This window comes from Streptomyces sp. NA04227 (genome assembly GCF_013364195.1).
In the GTDB taxonomy this organism is placed as follows: Bacteria; Actinomycetota; Actinomycetes; order Streptomycetales; family Streptomycetaceae; genus Streptomyces.
On sequence record NZ_CP054918.1, the window covers coordinates 3446518 to 3466460 of the forward strand.

The window sequence follows — 19943 nt, forward strand, 5'->3', positions numbered from 1 at the left end:
TACCGGGTCTCCGCACGTCGACGAAGGCCCTGGTGAACACGTAACCCTACGCCCACCAAGCGCTTGCTTCGCGCCATCCGCGGCCCGGACCACCACCGCCCGGGCCGCCCATGAGCAAGATCACGTACCGCCCCGCCGCCCCTTCTCTGCTACTCCTCTTCTACGGCGTCACCCCGTTCCCGTCCCCGTCACAAAGCCGTCCGCGACCTTGAGTGCCTCGTCGAGCGCGGCGAGTCCTTCGGCGGCCTCGGACTCGCTGAGCGTGCACGGCGGTACGACATGGGTGCGGTTCATGTTCACGAAGGGCCACAGGCCCTGCTTCTTCGCGGCGGCGGTGAAGGCGGCCATCGGGGCGTTGGCCTCGCCGGAGGCGTTGTAGGGGACGAGCGGCTCGCGGGTGGCCCGGTCCCGGACCAGCTCCACACACCAGAACGCGCCCACCCCGCGCACCTCGCCCACGCTCGGGTGACTCTCGGCGAGCGCCCGCAGGCCCGGGCCGAGGACGTTCTCGCCCAGGTGCGCGGCGTTCTCGACGATCTTCTCCTCCGCCATCACATTGATCGTCGCGACGGCGGCGGCACAGGCCAGCGGATGCCCGGAGTACGTCAGCCCGCCGGGGAACGGCCGGGTCGCGAAGGTGGCGGCGATCTCCGCACTGATGGCGACGCCGCCCAGCGGTACGTATCCGGAGTTGACACCCTTGGCGAAGGTCAGCAGGTCGGGGCGGGCGTCGTACAGATCGGCGGCGAACCACGTACCCGTACGCCCGAAGCCCGCCATGACCTCGTCCAGGATGAAGACGATGCCGTGCCGGTCGCAGATCTCGCGCACACCCGCGAGGTAGCCGGGCGGCGGCGGCATGATGCCGGAGCCGCCGGGGATGGTCTCCAGGATGATCGCCGCGATGGTGGCCGGACCCTCGTAACGGACCGTGTCCTCAAGGTGCTTGAGTGCGCGCTCGCACTCCTGCTCCTCGCTGGTGGCATAGAAGGGCGAGCGGTACGGGAACGGGCCCCAGAAGTGGACAACACCCGCCGCGCCCGTGTCGTTGGCCCAGCGGCGCGGGTCGCCGGTCAGATGGATCGCCGCGTTGGTCGAGCCGTGGTACGAGCGGTAGGCGCTGAGCACCTTGGGCCTGCCGGTGTGCACACGCGCGAGACGTACCGCGTTCTCCACGGCCTCGGCGCCACCGTTGGTGAAGAAGATCTTGTCCAGGTCACCGGGCGTGCGCTCGGCGATAAGCCGGGCGGCCTCCGAGCGCGGCTCCACGGCGAAGGCGGGCGCGAAGGTGACCAGCTTCGCGGCCTGCTCCTGGATCGCGGTGACCACCTTCGGATGCTGATAGCCGATGTTGGTGAACACGAGGCCGCTGGTGAAGTCCAGATAGCGGTTGCCCTCGTAGTCCCAGAAGTACGAGCCCTCCGCCCCGGCCACCGCGAGCGGGTCGATGACCTCCTGCGCGGACCAGGAGTGGAAGACATGTGCCCGGTCGGCCGCCTTCACCGCAGCCCCGGCCTGTGGATTCACCTGTTGCGTCATGCCGCGAGCGTAGACGGCATACGGCCGCCCGGTCAGGGCCTGTGGAAAACCCTTCGGCCCTTGCCAAAAGGCCCTGTGGACAACGGGATGTGAACAAAGTGGATCTAGGCCCGTCCCTCGATCGGCCGCCCACACTCTTGACAACATGCTGTCATTTTGACAGTCTACTTACATAGGGCTGGAGAAACCAGGAGGAGAAGCACCATGAAGAGCACCGAGACGACTCCCGTCCACCTCGCCGTCTACGACACCTGGGCCGACTGGGAGACCGGCTACGCGACCGCCCAGCTGGCGCGCGGCGGCTTCACGATCCGTACGGTCGGCCCGAGCCGCGAACCGGTGACCTCGATCGGCGGACTGCGCGTACAGCCCGACCTCGCACTGTCCGAACTGCGCCCCGAGGACAGCTCATTGCTGATCCTGCCGGGCGCCGACCTGTGGGACACCGGCAACGACCTGGCCCCGTTCGCCCGCACCGCTCGCGCCTTCCGGGAAGCGGGCGTGCCGGTAGCCGCGATCTGCGGGGCGACGGCCGGCCTGGCCAGAGAGGGCCTGCTCGACGACCACCGCCACACCAGCGCGGTGTCCTTCTATCTGGCGGCCACCGGTTACGCGGGCGCCGCACACTACGAGGACACCGACGCGGTCACCGACGGCGGGCTGATCACCGCAGGCCCGACCGAGCCCGTGGCCTTCGCCCGCGAGATCCTCGGCCTGCTCGGCGCCTTCGACGCGAACGCGAAGCTGCTCGACGCCTGGTACCGGCTGTACCACGACTCGGATCCGGCGGCGTACGCGGAGCTGGAGGCGGCGGGGGCATGAGCGGCGCGGCACGGAACGCAGATGCCACTGACGGCGCGGACGACCACCAGGACCGCGCCCGCGATCAGCAGGACAACCTCTCGGCTACAGCGCTGACCATCTTCCGCCTCAACGGCCAATTCCTGTCCGTAGCAGATGAGTTGGCGCGCCCGGCCGGACTGACGGCCGCCTGGTGGCAGGTACTCGGCGCGGTACTCGCGCAGCCACTTCCGGTTTCCGGGGTGGCCAGGGCGATGGGCATCACCCGGCAGAGCGTGCAACGCATCGCGGACCTGTTGGTCAAGCAGGGCCTCGCGGAGTACGTGCCCAACCCGGCCCACCGCCGCGCAAAGCTGCTCCGGCCCACTGAGGAGGGGCGCGCTGCGGTGGCCCGGATCAACCCGGGGCATGCGGTACTGGCTCGACGGCTCGCGGAGGCGTTGGGGGAGCGGGAGTTCGGTGAGACGGTACGGGTGTTGCGGCAACTGTCCTTGGTGATGGACGAGTTGGCGGGTAGCACTGCGGAAGAGTCGCCGACTACCGATTGACACTCGATACGGTATGCATGGAATCGCCGGGATCGGCGAAACTAGTTCAGAACTGCCTGCGCTCCAGGGAAAGTTGCAGGTCGCGGAGTGGGGTCCCCGCGCGTGCGGGGCTGGCCCCAAGATCGTGAAGCCGCTCATTGACAAGATCGGGTGGTCCCCGCGCGTGCGGGGGTGGTCCCACGATGCTGGTGACGTGCGCCGGGATCTTGTCGTGGTCCCCGCACATGCGGGGTTGCTCCCGTCGGCTACTCGGTCAGCTCCGGGATGCGCGGCTGGTCCCCGCAAGTGCGGGGTTGGCCCCCACAAGGGCTCTTGGGGTCCGGTCAACGGCGTGTGGTCCCCGCGCATGCGGGGCTGTCCCCTCCCCACACCGAACCCCCCACCCCCCACCCCCGTCTATCCTCTCCCTGTCACACCCGGGGGAGGACAACGCAGCCATGGACAAGCTCGGAGCGGGAGAGCCGCTCGGCAGGATCGGGGCCTACCGGCTGCTCGGTCGGCTGGGCGCAGGCGGCATGGGTGAGGTCCTCCTCGCCCGCTCGGATCGAGGACGTACCGTCGCGGTCAAGCTCGTCCGCAGGGAACTGGCCGAACAGGACGAGTTCCGGAGCCGGTTCCGGCAGGAAGTGGAAGCCGCCCGGCGCGTGGGCGGGCAGTGGACGGCGCCCGTGCTCGACGCGGACACCGAGGCCGAGGTGCCGTGGGTGGCCACCGGTTATGTGGCCGGGCCCTCGCTCCAGCAGGTCGTCGGGCAGGACCACGGGCCGCTGCCGGAGCGTTCCGTACGGATCCTCGCCGCCGGTCTGGCGCATGCCCTCGGTGACATCCACCGGGCCGGGCTGGTGCACCGGGACCTCAAGCCCTCCAACGTTCTCGTCACCATAGACGGGCCGCGCGTCATCGACTTCGGTATCGCGCGCGCCCTGGAGACCGTCACCGACGGCGGGCTCACCCGTACCGGGGCGCTGGTCGGCTCGCCCGGATTCATGGCCCCGGAGCAGGTGCGCGGCGACACCATCACGCCCGCCTGCGACGTCTTCTGCCTGGGCTCCATCCTCGCGTACGCGGCGACCGGCGCCCTGCCCTTCGGCACCGCGAACAGCGGTGTGCACGCCCTGATGTTCCGTATCGCGCAGGAGGCGCCGGACCTGTCCGAGGTCCCCGAGTCGCTCGCGGAGCTGGTCCGCGACTGCCTCCAGAAGAACCCGGCCGCCCGGCCCGGCCTCGACGAGATCCTGGAGCGCACCGGAGCCGAGGACACGGTCGCCGACGGCCGCGCCCGCGACCCCTGGCTCCCCGGCGCCCTGGTCGCCCAACTCGGCCGCCACGCCGTCCAGTTGCTGGACCGCGAGCACGCCGCAGAGCCGACGGACTCCGCCGCACCGGCCGAACCCGCCGCACCCGCCGCACCCGGCGAGCAGGCAGGACCCGGCAAGCAGGCAGGGTCCGTCGCCCCCGCCACACCCACCGGCCCCCCATCCACTCCCCCTCCGGCCCCACCCGCCGCTCTCAACCACGTGCCGACCCAGGTCTCCGCCACCACCCCGAGCCCGCACCCCGGCGCGGCAACGCACACCCCGCCGCCCGCACCACCCACGCCCGCCGCACCCCCGGCGCACAGCTACGGCTACCCCCACCCCTACGGCGCCCACCCCGCGCCCGCCGCCACACCCGTCCCCCCGCCGCACGGCCCGACTCCCCCGTACACCCCCGCTCCCCCCTACGGCTCGACTCCGCCGTACGCGTCAACTCCCCCGTACGAGCCGGGAGTTGCCACCACCCTCGACCACCAGACACCCCAGCCCACCCGCCGCCGTTCCGGCGCCCTTCTCGCCGCCGTCGCCCTGGTGGTGGCACTCGGCGCGGGCGGAGCCGTCTTCCTGCTGATGAAGGACGACGGCGAGACGACGGCCTCGGACGGGAAGAAGCCGACCGGGCCGGTCACGCCGGGGCCCACGAGCGACCCCACCGATCAGGGCGGGGGAACCACGGGGTCGAGCGGTGAGCCGGACCCCACCGACACCGCGCCGTCCCCGTCCGGCCCGGGCGAGGTGCCCGCCGCCTTCCTCGGCAAGTGGAGCGGCAGTATCGACAACGACGCGGGGCACAGCACCCGGGACCTGGTCATCCAGCAAGGCAGCACGGGCGACACCGTGCTCTCGCTGACCGCCGACGGGCCCGCCGAGGGTGGCGGCAGCTATCACTGCGTGTTCCAGGCCGAGTTGACGGAGAAGGTCGACGACAGCACCCTCACGCTCGGCCCGTCCACCGTGATCGTCGGCGAACCCGCGACCTCCTGCACCCCCGGCGCGGCCTCCACGGTCACCCTGCTCCCGGACGGAAGCCTGGAGCGCGTGAACAACGACAACGGCGACAAGTTGACGTACACAAAGGCGGGTTGAGACCCGGAGGACAGGGCTCGGCGTACCCCCTTCGCACCGCCCCCGACCCGCATCTGACGCGCCCTCACCAACTCCCGTTGAACCCTGGACGAACATCCGGCGAGACCATCTGCATGCCATCGCCACTGGTGCGAGCGGCCGCTTAAGGTGTCCGAACTATTTGGTTCGTTCACGTGTACGGGGGAAACGTGGACTGGTTGTCGCCCGAAAATGTCATTGCCCTTGCCACGGCGCTCATTGGTGTGGTCGCCACCTTCGCCGCACTGATCTACGAGCGTTCGCCACGGCGCCGGCACATCGGCTACCGCGTGCAGATGGACACGTACTTCCAGGATTTCCAGCTGCCCAGCGGGCGGCTGGGGAGCACCGGCGCGGACGATGACGGTGACGACGAGAACGGTGGCGAGGACGAACAGGCCGTCGTACGTTCGGTGTTCAACCCGGCGCTCGACCTGACCGACCCGACGCTGGTCCTGCTGCGGATCGAGAACGACGGCGCGCACGACATCGAGGTGGACGACTACAACACCTCCGCGCTGCGCGGACTGACCGTCCGGTTCACCGGCCGCCATGTGCACGGCTGCGCGGTCCTGGTCGGCGACGGTCCGAACGCCGAGGACATCCGGGACCATCTCACCGACCAGCAGCACCGGTTGCTGCCCGAGGGCGACAAGCTCCACATCCCGCGCGTGGCCCTCGACAAGGGCGACCACTTCAAGCTGGTGGTACTGCTCTCGGGCGGCAACGCGGGCGGCGAGGTCAAGGTCACCGGCCGGCTGCGGCGCGGAAAGATCGGCGAGAACAAGTCCTCCAGTTCGACGCTGGACAGCAAGCCCCAGCAGTTCACCCGACCCGCGCGCGTCCTCATCGGACTGCTCACGGTCTGTGTGGTGACCCTCGCCTCGCTGGTCCTGGCCACCGGCGAGGAGAAGCAGGACAAAGCCCAATCCCTGTGCGCCGAGGGCGACTTGAGGCTCATCGGCTCCAGCGCCTTCACCAGGACGGCGGAGGCGCTGAAGAAGGCGTACGAGGAGGAGTGCCCGGGGGCCAGGATCGAGGTCGCGACGGAGAGCACCGACCGGGGCGCCCGGGAGCTGGACAGCATCGGCAAGATCGCCCTCGACGGCTCGCCTCCGGTGATCTCCTTCTCCGACGGGCCGCTGTCCCGCAGCGATTTCCCCCGGCTGCAGGGCCGTTCGACGTCGGTGGCGGTGTTCACGCTGATCGTCCACGACGACGTCAAGCTGAAGAACCTCACCCTGGCGCAGGTACGGGACCTGTACGCGGGCCGCATCACCAACTGGAACCAGATCCCGGGCGGCCCCGACCTGCCCGTCGTCCTCGCCAGCCGGGGCGACGACTCCGGCACCGGCGACGTACTGCGCCGCCAACTCCTCGACGGACACGAGGAGAAGCCCGGCTCGGACCCCGAACCGGTCTGCAACGGCAAGGTCGAACGCGGCCCCGCGCCCGAACGCTGCGCCCTGGACAGCACCCGCCAGGTCCTGGAGGCCGTCGGCAGCACCCGCGGCGCCATCGGCTACGCCGAACTGCGCTCCTCCGTCGGCGCCAAGGGCATGCACACCGTCAGCATCGACGGCCGCCCCGCCTCCGTCGCCGACATCGCGACCAGCGGCTACCCGTACCGGTCCGTCGAGTACGCCTACACCTACGGCACCCCCAAGGCCGACTCGCTCACCGCCCGCTTCCTCAACTTCATGACCGTGAGCGGCGGTTCGGCCGAGGAAGCCATGCGCAGGCATCTCCAACTGCCGTGCGCGGAACCGGAGGCACTCCAGATCTGCGCGCCCTCGTAGGGGCAAGGGCAAAGCCCAAGGCAGGTCAACTCCGCCCAGGCCAGCGCAACTCGGGTCCGGTCAGCGCATTGGCCACCTCAACAGGTCCGCCAGAGCGGCCGGTTCGGATCCGAAGTGCGGTGAACCGCCGAGCCCACGCCGCCGAGGTCGACCCGGTGGGCGCGGCGGAGGACCGACCATGAGCGAGAGCGGACCGTTCACCGCGAGCAGGGCGGCCCTTGCGCGGACGACGTCTCGCCGTTCCGGTACGCGCCGCATGCCGCCACCACCTTCGGCCCCTTGGCGGACTGGCGCAGCAGGACGAGCGTCTTGTCCGGCGGCGGGGCGTTGCTGCCCTGGCCGTAACTCACGTAGCCGGTGGCGCCGTCGAAGGTGATGCCGCCGCTGAGGGCGGTGAGCATGGAGCGCGGGTCGGCGTTCTTGTCGCGGTAGGTGATGTCGACGGCCCGGGACAGTACGTGGAAGGCGTCGTAGGCGACGGCGGAGTGGCCGTCCTGGCGCCAGGGGTCCGTGTCGCCGCCGCTGGTGGTGGTGACGAAGCGGTCGTAGTCCTCGACGAACTGCCGGGTCTTCTCGCTGGCGCGTGCGTCGTCGACCGGCATGCGGTGCGCCGAGTAGTACAGGCGCAGCCAGTCCTTGTCGTCGAAGGCGCCGGTCTGGGCGACGTTGGTGAGCTCGTTGCCGCCGAGCACGGTGATGTCGTGCCGGATGCAAGTGCCCTGCGTATCAAGGGCGTTGACGAAGGCGGTGAAGTCGCGGGCGCGCGCGGACCAGTAGACCACCGACTCGCTCTCGTCCTTGAGGGCCTTGCAGACGGTCTCGGCGAGGTCGTGCGCGCTGGACAGCTTCGGCGTACCGGCGGGCGCGTCCTCGAAGCGGCCGTCCTGCGAGAAGTTGACGACCTTGCTCGTGCCCGGGAAGGCGGCAACGAACTTGCTGGTCAGGCTGTTGCTGTAGAGGTCGGCGGAGTTCTGTATGACCACGGCCTGCCGGGCCGGGCTGCAACCGTCGCCCTCCCTGCGCACGATGATGTCCTGATCCTGGGCGAAGTCGGCGGCGATACGCGCCTCGGTGCTGTTGGCCGGGGTGAACGGCCAGTAGCTCTGGTAGGTGTTGCTGTCCAGCATCTCGTCGGCGGTGGCGGTGGTGCCGACCGCGGGAATGCCGGCCTCGCCGAGCACCTTGAGCGCGGCTCGGGTCTCCTTCTTCGACTGGGCGTAGCCGAGCACCCCGACGACCTGCTTGGGCCCTTTGTACTTACCGCTGTTGATGTCCTGGACCAGCTTGCGCGCCTCGCGCTCCGCGAACTTGGCACCGGCCCCGGTGGGCACCACCTCGACCCGCAGCGGGACACGGGAGTTGTCGGAGATCGCGTCGTCGTTGAGCTTGCGCTGCCACATGGCGACGCCGCGCAGCTCGGCGACGGTTCCGTCGAAGAGGATCGTCTCGTCGTTCGCGGCCGGCGCGGTGGAGCCGAAGTGGAAGACGGTACGGACGGTGCGGTGGTCGCGTTTCGCGAACTCCTCCGCGCGCAGGTTCTCGTTCTTGATGACTTCGAGCGCCTGGTTGTACCACTTCCCGGCGCGCAGCGGCGGCGGACCGGCCGCGGCGGAGGCGTCCACGGTGTCGTCGCCTCCGACGCAGCGGTGCTCCGACCCGCCGAGGGCCACCCCCGCGGCCAGGCCCGCGCCCGCCACGGCCAGCGCGGTGGCCCCCGCCACCAGCGAGGTCATGGTCCGCCAGCTCGTACGGAACAGCCGCGGCTGGACCTGCCGGATGGGCAGCCCGAACCGGGTGAAGGGTTCCTCGCGCAGCCGCACCAGGACCGGCTCGCCCTCGCGCTGGTTGAGCTGGAGTCCGGCCTGCGCCAGGTTCACCTCGCCCGGATCGCCGAGGTGGCGCAGGAGTTGCGCGGAGGGGCGGCCGACCGCGATGACCAGCGGCCCCGGCGGCAGCGCGGTCGCCCGGCCCTGGTGGAAGGCGTACAGGAACCGCTCGACGGGGCGCGCGAGTTCGCTCTCCTGCGGCAGCTCGACCAGGATCACCGGACGCGCGGTCCGGCGACGGCGGCGCGGCAGGAACCTCCGGGCGGGCGGCACCCGCAGGTCTTCGAGCAGGGCGCGGACGAGCAGTTCCTCCAAGCCCTGGAGGGCCTCCTCGCGCTGCGGATGCCCGGCGTGCAGGGCGAGCCTGGGCACCTGCCGCTGCGCCATCTCGTCCATGACGCGGAAGAAGTTCTCCTTGCCGCGTTCGGCGTTCAGCTCCGCACCGAGCCACCGGCGCCTGCGGAACGGCGAGAGCCGCGCCGGCCGGATGAGCTGCCGAGTCTTGCGGCGCGCCCACAGCAGCCGCGGCAGCGAGTGCGTCAGCGGCTGCCAGATCACCGAGAGCAGCCAGGAGTACAGACCGCCCTGCTGCGGGCTCTCGCTGCCGCCGAGCGACCAGAGCAGTCCGGGCAGCCCGCCCTGCTCGACCCGCTTGAGGTACGCGGTGTCGCGCAGCACCCGCGCCCCCGCACCGGCGCCGCCCGCGCTCTGCCGCTGCAGTACCTCGGTGACCACGTCACGCAGCAGCGAGAATTGCGGGAGCCGGTCCGGCGTCATGAACCGCGGAATACCGAACTCCAGCCGCCTGCCCACCTCCGCGCCCGCCAGTTCGTAGCCCGCCCCCGCCTCGAGGACGGCGTACGGCGCGAGCTTCCCGTTGTCGTCGAGCGCCTCGCGCAGCGCCTCCACGACCCGCCGCACCCGCCGCTCGTACGCCGTCCCCGATCCGGGCACGTCGAAGAGGAACAGCGGCGGGCTGGTCGCCAGGTACTCCCGGTCGGCCGGTGCCACGGCCGTCGGAAACTCACGGGCGAAAATATCCGCCCCGGTATCGTCCGGAAACTGTCGTGGTGCCTGGACCATCGCACTCCCCCGTCACATGGCCCTTGGGTGAAAGATGTCGCAACTGCCCCTGATGTGAGGGACGTTGAAGGTAGCGTGCGCCCCTTGTTCCCACAACGGGGAATCTCGCCAGATGGTGATGCCCCGTCAGGAGGGGGGTGACACCGGGTGGGCGGGAGTGGGCCGACAGTCGCCGGCCGGGGGAGTCCGAGGGCGGGGGCGACGGGGCGTCAGCGGGGCGTCAACGGGACATCAGCGGACGTAGTTCTTCAGAATCTCGGTGTCGAGTGCGATGCCGACCGGGTCGGGCAGCAGGAGCTGCTCGCCGAAGGGGGCGGTGTGGACGTCGGCGTAGCGGCCGTGTTCGGTGTCGGGGGTGGTGTGCACGATGACCGCTCCGGCGTCGCGGTCGACGAGGAGATAGACGGGGATGCCCGCCGATGCGTAGGCCGCAGGCTTCTCGAAGCGGTCCCTGCGGTCCGTGTCGGAGTCGTAAGAGGTGATCTCGGCGACCAGGAGCACACCCTTGGGGTCGGACCAGTCGCCGTGCCCCACGAAGTGGGCAACCGGGGCGAGCGTGCCGTCGGGGCGGGCCCGGCCCTTGCGGTACGCCCCGACCTCAAGACCCTTGTTCGGATAGAGGTCGAGTTCCGGACGAGCTGTCATGCACTGCCTGAGCAGCCACATGAAGATCGTCTCGTGGTCCCCGTCCGGCACGCGCTTCTCCTCGATCCGTCCGTCGATGAACTCCAACGTGACGGTCTCGGGAGCTGCGGAGGCGATCTGCTCGAAGTCCTCCACCAGCATGTGAGACGTGCGCTCGGCCATAACCGTCATGTTGCACCCCCTTCCAGGCGAAAGCCAGTGTCGCCGGGGACGGACGGAGCCGCGGGACAGTTGCCCGAACGGCCACTCGTACGAGTGAGCGGTGCCGGTCAGCGGCGTCTTCGCCACTGTCCGGCACCGCTCGTCGCAGTGTCCCGTCGCCTACAGGAACGAGTTGATCTGAATCGTCTCGTCCCGGCCGGGCCCGACGCCGATCGCCGAGATCGGTGCGCCGGACATCTCCTCCAGCGCCTTCACGTACGCCTGGGCGTTCTTCGGGAGGTCGGCGAAGGTCTTGGCCTTGGTGATGTCCTCGGACCAGCCGGGGAGCATCTCGTAGACGGGCTTCGCGTGGTGGAAGTCGGTCTGGGAGTAGGGGAGTTCCTCGACGCGGCGGCCGTCGATCTCGTACGCCACGCAGACCGGGATCTGCTCCCAGCCGGTGAGGACGTCGAGCTTGGTGAGGAAGAAGTCGGTCAGGCCGTTGACGCGGGTGGCGTACCGGGCGATGACCGCGTCGAACCAGCCGCAGCGACGGTCGCGGCCGGTGGTCACGCCGCGCTCGTGGCCGATGCGGCGCAGGGCCTCGCCGTCCTCGTCGAAGAGTTCGGTCGGGAACGGGCCCGAGCCGACGCGGGTGGTGTAGGCCTTGAGGATGCCGATGACCCGGCTGATCTTGGTCGGGCCGACACCCGCACCGGTGCAGGCGCCGCCCGCGGTCGGGTTCGAGGAGGTGACGAAGGGGTACGTGCCGTGGTCGATGTCGAGCAGGGTGCCCTGGCCGCCCTCGAACAGGACGACCTTGTCCTGCTCCAGAGCCTGGTTGAGGACGAGCACCGTGTCGGCGACGTAGGGGGCGAGCTTGTCCGCGTAGCCGAGGAGTTCTTCGACGACCTGCTCGACGGCGATGGCCCGGCGGTTGTAGACCTTGGCGAGGAGCTGGTTCTTGAAGTCGAGAGCGGCCTCGACCTTCTGGGTCAGGATGGACTCGTCGTAGAGGTCCTGGACCCGGATGCCGACGCGGTTGATCTTGTCGGCGTAGGTCGGGCCGATACCGCGCCCGGTGGTGCCGATCTTGCGCTTGCCCAGGAACCGCTCCGCCACCTTGTCCATGGTGACGTTGTAGGGCGTGATGATGTGAGCGTTTCCGCTGAGGAGCAGCTTCGACGTGTCGACGCCGCGCTCGTTCAGACCGCTCAGCTCGGAGAGCAGGACCGACGGGTCGACGACGACGCCGTTGCCGATGACGGGCGTGCAGTCGGGGGAGAGGATTCCGGAGGGCAGCAGATGCAGTGCGTAGGTCTGGTCGCCGACGACGACCGTGTGGCCAGCGTTGTTGCCGCCCTGATAACGCACTACGTAGTCAACCGAGCCACCGAGCAGGTCGGTGGCCTTTCCCTTGCCTTCGTCACCCCACTGAGCACCGAGCAGCACAAGTGCGGGCACAGGCGTACACCCCTTCCGGGCGGGGCATGTCCAGGGTCGGGGGCGTACGCGCGCGTACGCCGGCGACCCTCGTTGGTCGCAACCCGTCGGACCGGTGCCCCGGAATAGACGAAGCCCCTGGCGCAATAGCGCAAGGGGCTCTTGCACAAAGATGCTACCCGAGGAAGTGAGGCAGGACCGAGGTGGCGGTTTCTGACCAGCTGCTCGTGGTCGTCGACCCGGCCGCCCGGCGCGGCGACGGCGAGTCGGTACGGATCGCGAAAGACGTGCTCAGCGCGGGTGCGGACATCAAGCTGAGCCTGCCCGACGGGCCCGAGGAATTCGCGCGGGCGCTGTCCCGGCGGGGTGCCCGGCGGCCTGTGGTGGTGGGCGACGACCGGGCCCTGCTGCGCGCCGTCTCGGTGCTGCACCGGGAGCGCGAGCTCGGCTCCTGCGCGCTGGCCCTGGTGCCGGTGGGCGCGGTCGTCTCGCTGGCCGGGCTGCTCGGTGTGCCCACCGGTGCGGTGGCCGCGGCACGGGCGGTGCTCGACGGCGGCGAACAGCGGCTCGACCTGCTGGTGGACGACAGCGACGGCGTCGTCCTTGGCGATCTGCACATCCCGCCGCGCACCGGCGCGACCCGCGAGGGCCCGGCCGGTACGGCGTCCCAGGCCTCGGCCCAGGGGTCGCCCGGCCACCCGCTTCTGCGTACCTGCCAGACGCTGGTACGCACCCTCGCGCGCCCCGTCCGCGCGCCTGCGCCGGTGCGTGCGCCCGCGCGGTTGCGTGTGGAGGCGGACGGCGAGCTGCTCGTGGACCTGGACCAGCCGGTACGCGCCATGTCGCTCAGCCCGGACCCGGACGGGGGCGACGGCCTGGCCCGGATCGAGGTCCACCCGGCGGCGGAGGGCGGCACGCCCCTGTCGGCGCGGGCTCGTACCGTCACGGTCTCCGGCCCCGACTTCCGCTACCTCGCGGACACGCTCACGGCCGGTCCGGTACGTACGCGGACGTGGACGGCGCGGCCGGGGGCGTGGTCGCTCACATTGCCTCGGGGGGAGGGGGCGTCGGCCTGAGAGGGAGGCCCGAGGCCGGATGCCCGGGAGGGAAGAGACCGGGCGGCGAGGCGCCGGGCGGGCGACTTGCGACTACTGCGCCCCGAACATCTTCTCCCGATGCTCCCGCCACCGTTCCATCATCCCGGTCAGCTCCCGCTGCATGAAGTCGAAGAACTCCAGCGTCTCGGCGATGCGGCGGCCCGGCTTGCTGTCGGGGCCCACACTGACGACGCCCTCGCGCAGGGTGCCCTCCCAGCGGCGCAGTACGGAGTCGCGGTTGGTGAGGGCCTCGTACCACTGGTTGCTGTGGACCCGGTAGCGGTCGCGACGGGAGCCCGGTTCGCGTTCGCGGCTGACCATGTTGACCTGGGTGAGGTAGCGGATCGCGCCGGAGACGGCGGCGGGGCTGATGCGGATGCTGTCGCCGAGTTCGGCGGAGGTCATCACGCCCTCCGGGGAGGCGAGCAGGGCCGCGAAGACGCGTGAGGGCATCCGCGGCATGCCCGCCTCGACGAGTTCCGAGGCGAAGCGCTCCACGAACCGCGAGACGGCCTCCTCGTCCCGCCGCGAGAGGTCCACCTCCGCGGAACCCTCGTCCGCGGAACCCTCGTCCGCGGAACCCACGGACCCCGCAGAACCCACGGAACCCGCGGGCACGTCAACGGCAGGCGCCTCGACACCCTCGGCGCCCTCGTGGCTCGCGGCGCCCTCACGGGCGTTCGCCCGTTCGTGGCCGCTCGCCCGGGTACTGGTGCCGGTCGGCTCGGTCATACCGGATCCCTCTCCCCTGCCTCACTGTTTCCCTACGAGTTTATACGCTTCCTTAACTTCACAAATTTGTGAAACTAGCGTACGTTCAGAACCATGACGAAGGCAATCACCGTTTCCGACCTGCGCAAGTCGTTCGGCCGGACACACGCACTTGACGGTCTCGACCTGGAGGTCGAGACGGGTGAGGTCCACGGCTTCCTCGGCCCCAACGGCGCGGGGAAGTCCACGACCATCCGCGTCCTGCTCGGCCTGCTGCGCGCCAGCTCCGGCGCCGCCCAGCTGCTCGGCCAGGACCCGTGGAACGACGCGGTCGAGCTGCACCGCCGCCTGGCCTACGTGCCCGGCGACGTCACCCTGTGGCGCAACCTGTCCGGCGGCGAGGTCATCGACCTCTACGGACGGCTGCGCGGCGGCCTCGACAAGGGGCGGCGCGAGGAGCTGATCCAGCGCTTCGAGCTCGACCCCACCAAGAAGGGGCGCACCTACTCCAAGGGCAACCGGCAGAAGGTCGCCCTGGTCGCCGCCTTCGCCTCCAACGTCGACCTGCTCATCCTGGACGAGCCCACCTCCGGCCTGGACCCGCTGATGGAGGAGGTCTTCCAGAGCTGTGTCGCCGAGGAGCGCGACCGCGGCCGCACCGTGCTGCTCTCCTCGCACATCCTCAGCGAGGTCGAGTCGCTCTGCGACCGGGTCAGCATCATCCGCAAGGGCCGTACCGTCGAGACCGGTTCGCTCAGCGACCTGCGCCACCTGACCCGTACCAGCCTGACCGCCGAACTGGTCGGCGCGGCGAACGGGCTCGGTGACCTGCCGGGCGTGCACGACCTCGAAGTCCAGGGCCAGAAGGTCAAGTTGCAGGCCGACACCGACAAGCTGGACGCCGTACTGCGCGCCCTCACCGACGCCGGTGTCCGCTCGCTGACCTCCACTCCGCCCACCCTCGAAGAGCTCTTCCTGCGCCACTACCAGAGCGACGAGGCCGAGGTCCCCGCCCAGCAGAAGGCGGCCGTCCGATGACCGCGGTGGCCGTACCGGCGAAGGTCGAACGCGGCGGCGGATCCCGCCCGTTCGCGGGCACCGGCACCCTGTTCCGCCTCGCGATGCGGCGCGACCGCATCATGCTGCCCGTCTGGGTGCTCGTCGTGGGCGGTGTCGTCGGCGGCGGCGCGGGCGGTATCGAGAAGGTCTACGACACCGCCGCCAAGCGGGCCACGCTCGCCGAGGACATGACGGGCAACAGCTCACTGCGCGCCCTGTACGGACCGGTCTTCGACGACTCGATCGGCGGCCTGGTCGCCTGGCGGTACGGCGCCTTCGCGACCGTCATCGCCGCGGTGATGAGCCTGATCCTGGTCGTACGGCACACCCGCGAGGAGGAGGAGACGGGCCGTCAGGAGATGCTCTCCTCCACGATGGTGGGCCGCCGGGCACCACTGACCGCGGCCCTGACCGTCGCCTTCATCGCCAACGCGGGCATCACCCTGCTCGTCGCGGGCGGCCTTTCCTCGCAGGACAAGAACGGCGCGCTCGCCTTCGGCCTGGCCATCGGCGCGGTCGGCATGCTGTTCGCGGGCATCGCCGCGATCATCGCCCAGCTCACCGAGACGGCCCGGCTGGCCAAGGGCCTGACCGCCGCGGTACTCGGCGTGATGTTCCTGCTGCGCGCCGCGGGCGACTCCGCCACCGACGACGCCTCCTCCCCGCTCAACTGGATCTCCCCGCTGGGCTGGGCGGAGAACATGCGCCCCTTCGCCGAGGAACGCTGGGGCCTGCTCGGCCTGTTCACCGTCGCGATCCTCCTGACGGTCTCCGCCGCCTACGCTCTCGCCGCACGCCGTGACCTCGGCATGAGCTTCCTGCCCACCCGGCCGGGGCCCGCCCAGGGCACCCTCGCCACCGCGGGCGGTCTCGCCTGGCGCCTCCAGCGCGGCAGCCTGCTCGGCTGGTCGCTCGGCTTCCTGCTCGGCGGCATCGTCTTCGGCGGCATGACCGACGGCGCCGCCGACCTGGTCGGCGACAACGAGTCGACCCGCGACCTGTTCGAGCGCATGGGCGGCCAGTCCGGCATCACCGAGGCGTTCCTGTCCTCCATGGTCGGCCTGTTCGGCATGGTGGCGGCGCTGTTCGCGGTGGCCTCCGTACTGCGCCTGTACGGCGAGGAGACCTCGCAGCGCGCCGAACCGCTGCTGTCCAACGCGGTCAGCCGGGTCAGCTGGGCGGCCGGCCACCTGGTCATCGCCTTCGGCGGCGCCGCCCTGATCATGATGGTCAGCGGCGTGGGCCTGTCCCTCGGCTACGGCAAGGAGTTCCCCGAGATCATGGGCGCCTGCCTGGTCCAGGTTCCGGCAATCTGGACGCTGGCCGGTATCACCCTGGTCCTGTACGCCCTGGTGCCCAAACTGGCCACCGCGGGCTGGGCGGTCGCGGGTGCCTGCCTGGCACTGGGCTGGATCGGCCCGGCGGCCGACCTGCCGCAGTCCGTCATGAACATCTCGCCCTACGGCCACCTCCCGAAGCTGCCCGGACCCGAGATGGAGTGGACCCCGGTCCTGGTACTCCTCCTGCTCTCGGTCGCCTTGGTGGCCATCGGCCTCAGCGGACTGCGGCGCCGGGACCAGATCTCCTGACGGCGAACAGTCTCAACTCCCTCCCAACCCAAACGAACTCAGCTCCGCCCCGAACCAAGGGAGTTCAGCGGACCCTCCGACGAACTCCCGCCACCCACAAGACCATTGCCCTCCCCCGGGCGGTGCCCCCGGTCCTGACCAGGCCGGGGGCACCGTCATGTCCGGGGTGCCCCAGCGGCGGGCGGGGGTTACTCCAAGGGGAGCCGAAGCACCCACCCGAAGTCCCGTCCTCACCAGGCCAGTTGAGCGATCTCCTCGGCCGCCACCGCGCAGGCGTCGGCGGCCGGGTCGATGAGGGCGAAGTGGCCCACACCGTCGAGCAGGGTCAGGCCCACCGGTTCGCCCGCAAGGGCTGTCGCCTCCGCGTAGGACTCGGCGATGGCGGCGGGCACCACGGTGTCCTCACGCCCCTGCACCAGGGTGGTCGCGATACCGGTGGGATGCAGCGCGTACGGGTCGGCCTGAGCACGGCGATCGGCCAACTGTCCCGCGCCGCCGAGGAGTTGACCCACCGCGCCGCCGCAGACGCCGAGCTTCCCGGCGAGCTCGAAGTCGGCGATGGGCGCGAGGGCGACCACTCCGCGCAGGGCGGGATCGGTGGCCCGACGCCACGGCGAGGACTCGGGCAGTACGTGCCGGGCGGCGCCCCAGAGGGCGAGCTGGCCACCCGCGGAGTGACCGGTCAGGACGGTACGCCGTGGGTCGGCCTGCGGAAGTGCCGTACGGACCAGGCCGGGCAGGGCCTCCAGCGCGGCGGCCACGTCGTCGAAGGTGTCCGGCCACCGCCCCGCGACCGGCCCCTCGACGCCGGGCACCGGATCTCCGCCGCGCCGGTACTCCACACTCGCGACGGCAAGACCGCGTCCGGCCAGGAACGCCGCGAACGGACTGAAGTGCTTTCTGTCGTACGGGGCCCGCCAAGCGCCGCCGTGGAAGGCGGCCACCAGCGGGACTCGCTCCGCCCCTGCCCGAGTACCGCGCGGGGCATAGAAGTCGACGATCTGATCCGGGTGCTCGCCGTAGGCCGCCGTGGCATCGGGGGCGACGGGCGGGTGCGAGAACGCGGAACGCTCCTCGGCGGCGTCGAGGGCGGCGGCGTCCGGCATACGGGACCTCTCACAGACCGGAGCAAAGGGAGGTGAACAACCCTTTGCTTGACGTATGTTCAACAGTCCCCGGACGTTAGCAGCCCGCCCCGCACGGTAAGGGGAGCACCCCGGATCCTGACCGCGGACATAGGTGAGCATGACGGATTCCTCTCAGAGATCGTTCGTCTTCGTCGACTCGCCCTCGGCACCCGGGCCGGCCACGCGGAGGGGCGGTCTCCGCGCCTGCGGTTCCGGGAAGGGCAGGGACGAGCAGGGAAGAGCAGGGGTCATCTGGCACCACCGCGTCCGTCCCTCGAAGGGCCGCCGCGGTGGCAATAACAAGACTCACCGGCCGGAGTGCGATGTGGGAGAGGACTGCCGATCCAAGGATCGGCAGTCCCTGGATCGGCGATCCGTGGATCGAAGGTCCAGGGATCGGCGGTCCGGGGATCAGGGGGCCGGGGATCAGGGGCCGGGGATCAGGGGTCCGTGGATCGGCGGGCCCTGGATAACCCCTGATCAGCGGGTGATGCTGAACTCATGAATCGACACGACCGATCCCCAGGGCGGCCCTCACCGGGCACGCTGCCCGTCCACCGCCGTACACCCCGCACGTCCTACACACGCGGGGCGTACGGCAGCACATGGCCGCGACCTCCGAGTCGGCCGGACCTCGACACCGGGCCAGGAAAACCGAGTGCCTGCGCAGACGTCGGCGCCTGCGCAGGCATCGATGGGAAAGGCCTCGGGCCCGGCGTCTCAGCCCAGTTCCTCCGCGAGGACCCGGGCCGCGTGTTCCACCTCGGCGAAGCCGACGTAGAGCGGAGTGAAGCCGAACCGCAGAACGTCCGGGTGGCGGAAGTCGCCGACCACACCGCGGGCGATCAGCCGTCGCATGACCTCACCCGCGTCCGGGCAACGCAAGGCGACCTGGCTGCCGCGCTCGGCGTGCTCCCGCGGGGTCACCGTCTCCACCCGGCCCTCGGGCACATAGGCGGCGACGCACTCCAGGAACAGGTCGGTCAGGGCCAGCGACTTGGCGCGTACGGACGCGACATCCACGCCGTCCCAGACGTCGAGCGACGCCTCCAGAGCCAGCATCGACAGGATGTCCGGGGTGCCGACCCGCCCGCGTACCGCCCCGCTCGCGGGTGCGTAGTCCGGGTGCATGCCGAAGGGCTCGGCGTGCGAGTTCCAGCCCGGCAGCGGCGAGTCGAAGTGCGGCTGGTGCTCGGCCCGCACGTACAGGTACGCGGGCGAACCAGGGCCGCCGTTCAGGTACTTGTACGTACAGCCGACGGCCAGGTCGACCCCGTGCACGTCCAGGCCGACCGGCAGCGCACCCGCGGTGTGGCAGAGGTCCCACACGGCGAGCGCACCCGCCGCGTGCACGGCAGCGGTCAGCCCGGGCAGGTCGTACAGACGCCCGGAGCGGTAGTCGACATGGTTCAGGAGCACCGCCGCCGTACGAGGACCAAGAGCCGCGGGCACCTCGTGCGGGGCGACGGGGCGCAGGCGACAGCCGGTCATCCGCGCGGCCGACTCGGCGAGGTAACCGTCCGTGGGGAAGGTCGTCGCGTCGACCAGGATCTCGTCCCGGAACGGGGCTTCCTCCCCCGGCTGACCGGCGCCACCGGGCTGCGAGGCGTCAACGGCCCGGGGGCCGTCCACGGGTTGCCCGTCCCTGGCCCGTACCAGCCGTACCGCGCCGACCAGCGCCTTGAAGACGTTGACGCTCGTCGAGTCGCCGACCACGATCTGCCCAGGGGCGGCGCCGACCAGTGGGGCGATGCGGTCACCGATCCGTTCGGGAGCGCTCCACCAGCCGCTCTCCTCCCAGGACCGGATCAGCAGCTCGCCCCACTGGCGCCGTACGACGTCCTCGACCCGGCCCGGCACCGCGGCCGGGAGCGCGCCGAGCGAATTGCCGTCCAGATAGACGCCGTTGCCGCCGGATGTCCCGTCGGGCCCGGTGCCGAGCAGGAACCGCTCGCGCACGTGGGCCAGTTGGTCCGCGGCGTCCAGTTCCGCCGCCTTCTCCGCGAGCTTGCGCGCGAGGGGATTCTGGTCCCAGTCCGCACGGAAGACGTCACTCACACCGCTCTCCTCGCTCTTCGCGCCCATCGCTGCCACAACTCCCGTGCTCCGCCGGTG

14 protein-coding genes are annotated in these 19943 nt (G+C 70.7%); 7 read left to right on the forward strand and 7 right to left on the reverse strand.

What is annotated here, in order from left to right:
• Window positions 1-168: 168 nt before the first annotated feature.
• The gene (locus HUT18_RS14700) at window positions 169-1539 is read right to left on the reverse strand and encodes an aspartate aminotransferase family protein (protein WP_176101107.1); all 1371 of its coding nucleotides are present in this window, start codon (window positions 1537-1539) and stop codon (window positions 169-171) included.
• A 204-nt stretch (window positions 1540-1743) separates the two neighbouring features.
• Between HUT18_RS14700 and HUT18_RS14705 the strand changes: the two genes are divergently transcribed.
• The 4 genes from HUT18_RS14705 (at window position 1744) to HUT18_RS14720 (ending at window position 7107) form a co-directional block, all read left to right on the forward strand.
• A complete protein-coding gene (locus HUT18_RS14705; protein WP_176101108.1) occupies window positions 1744-2361 on the forward strand; it encodes a type 1 glutamine amidotransferase family protein in 618 nt (205 codons plus the stop codon).
• Complete coding sequence (locus tag HUT18_RS14710) at window positions 2358-2888, forward strand: MarR family winged helix-turn-helix transcriptional regulator (RefSeq protein ID WP_176101109.1); 531 nt, start codon at window positions 2358-2360, stop codon at window positions 2886-2888. Before HUT18_RS14705 ends, HUT18_RS14710 begins: the two co-directional genes overlap by 4 nt.
• A 437-nt stretch (window positions 2889-3325) precedes the next feature.
• Window positions 3326-5290, forward strand: a complete 1965-nt coding sequence (locus HUT18_RS14715) for a serine/threonine-protein kinase (protein WP_176101110.1) — start codon at window positions 3326-3328, stop codon at window positions 5288-5290.
• Between the two features lie 188 nt (window positions 5291-5478).
• A complete protein-coding gene (locus tag HUT18_RS14720; RefSeq protein WP_176101111.1) occupies window positions 5479-7107 on the forward strand; it encodes a PstS family phosphate ABC transporter substrate-binding protein in 1629 nt (542 codons plus the stop codon).
• A 197-nt stretch (window positions 7108-7304) separates the two neighbouring features.
• On the opposite strand, the gene HUT18_RS14725 is transcribed toward HUT18_RS14720, so the two are convergent.
• The 3 genes from HUT18_RS14725 to HUT18_RS14735 form a co-directional block, all read right to left on the reverse strand.
• The gene (locus HUT18_RS14725) at window positions 7305-9944 is read right to left on the reverse strand and encodes an ABC transporter substrate-binding protein (protein WP_217710491.1); all 2640 of its coding nucleotides are present in this window, start codon (window positions 9942-9944) and stop codon (window positions 7305-7307) included.
• 303 nt (window positions 9945-10247) lie between these two features.
• Window positions 10248-10832, reverse strand: a complete 585-nt coding sequence (locus HUT18_RS14730; RefSeq protein WP_176101113.1) for a Uma2 family endonuclease — start codon at window positions 10830-10832, stop codon at window positions 10248-10250.
• Window positions 10833-10982: 150 nt separating this feature from the next.
• A complete protein-coding gene (locus HUT18_RS14735) occupies window positions 10983-12266 on the reverse strand; it encodes an adenylosuccinate synthase (protein ID WP_176101114.1) in 1284 nt (427 codons plus the stop codon).
• A 182-nt stretch (window positions 12267-12448) separates the two neighbouring features.
• On the opposite strand from HUT18_RS14735, the gene HUT18_RS14740 reads away from it, so the two are divergent.
• Complete coding sequence (locus HUT18_RS14740) at window positions 12449-13321, forward strand: diacylglycerol kinase family protein (protein ID WP_176101115.1); 873 nt, start codon at window positions 12449-12451, stop codon at window positions 13319-13321.
• Between the two features lie 72 nt (window positions 13322-13393).
• On the opposite strand, the gene HUT18_RS14745 is transcribed toward HUT18_RS14740, so the two are convergent.
• The gene (locus tag HUT18_RS14745; protein WP_254879015.1) at window positions 13394-13927 is read right to left on the reverse strand and encodes a GbsR/MarR family transcriptional regulator; all 534 of its coding nucleotides are present in this window, start codon (window positions 13925-13927) and stop codon (window positions 13394-13396) included.
• Between the two features lie 240 nt (window positions 13928-14167).
• Between HUT18_RS14745 and HUT18_RS14750 the strand changes: the two genes are divergently transcribed.
• Window positions 14168-15091, forward strand: coding sequence for an ABC transporter ATP-binding protein (locus tag HUT18_RS14750; protein WP_176101116.1), 924 nt, complete (start codon window positions 14168-14170; stop codon window positions 15089-15091).
• Complete coding sequence (locus tag HUT18_RS14755) at window positions 15088-16701, forward strand: ABC transporter permease (RefSeq protein WP_176101117.1); 1614 nt, start codon at window positions 15088-15090, stop codon at window positions 16699-16701. The genes HUT18_RS14750 and HUT18_RS14755 overlap by 4 nt, the downstream gene beginning before the upstream one ends.
• A gap of 230 nt (window positions 16702-16931) precedes the next feature.
• On the opposite strand, the gene HUT18_RS14760 is transcribed toward HUT18_RS14755, so the two are convergent.
• Together HUT18_RS14760 and kynU are read right to left on the reverse strand one after the other, a co-directional pair.
• Complete coding sequence (locus HUT18_RS14760) at window positions 16932-17807, reverse strand: S9 family peptidase (RefSeq protein ID WP_176101118.1); 876 nt, start codon at window positions 17805-17807, stop codon at window positions 16932-16934.
• A 741-nt stretch (window positions 17808-18548) separates the two neighbouring features.
• On the reverse strand, window positions 18549-19913 hold the full coding sequence (gene kynU / locus HUT18_RS14765) for a kynureninase (protein WP_176101119.1): 1365 nt from the start codon (window positions 19911-19913) through the stop codon (window positions 18549-18551).
• Window positions 19914-19943 lie beyond the last annotated feature (30 nt).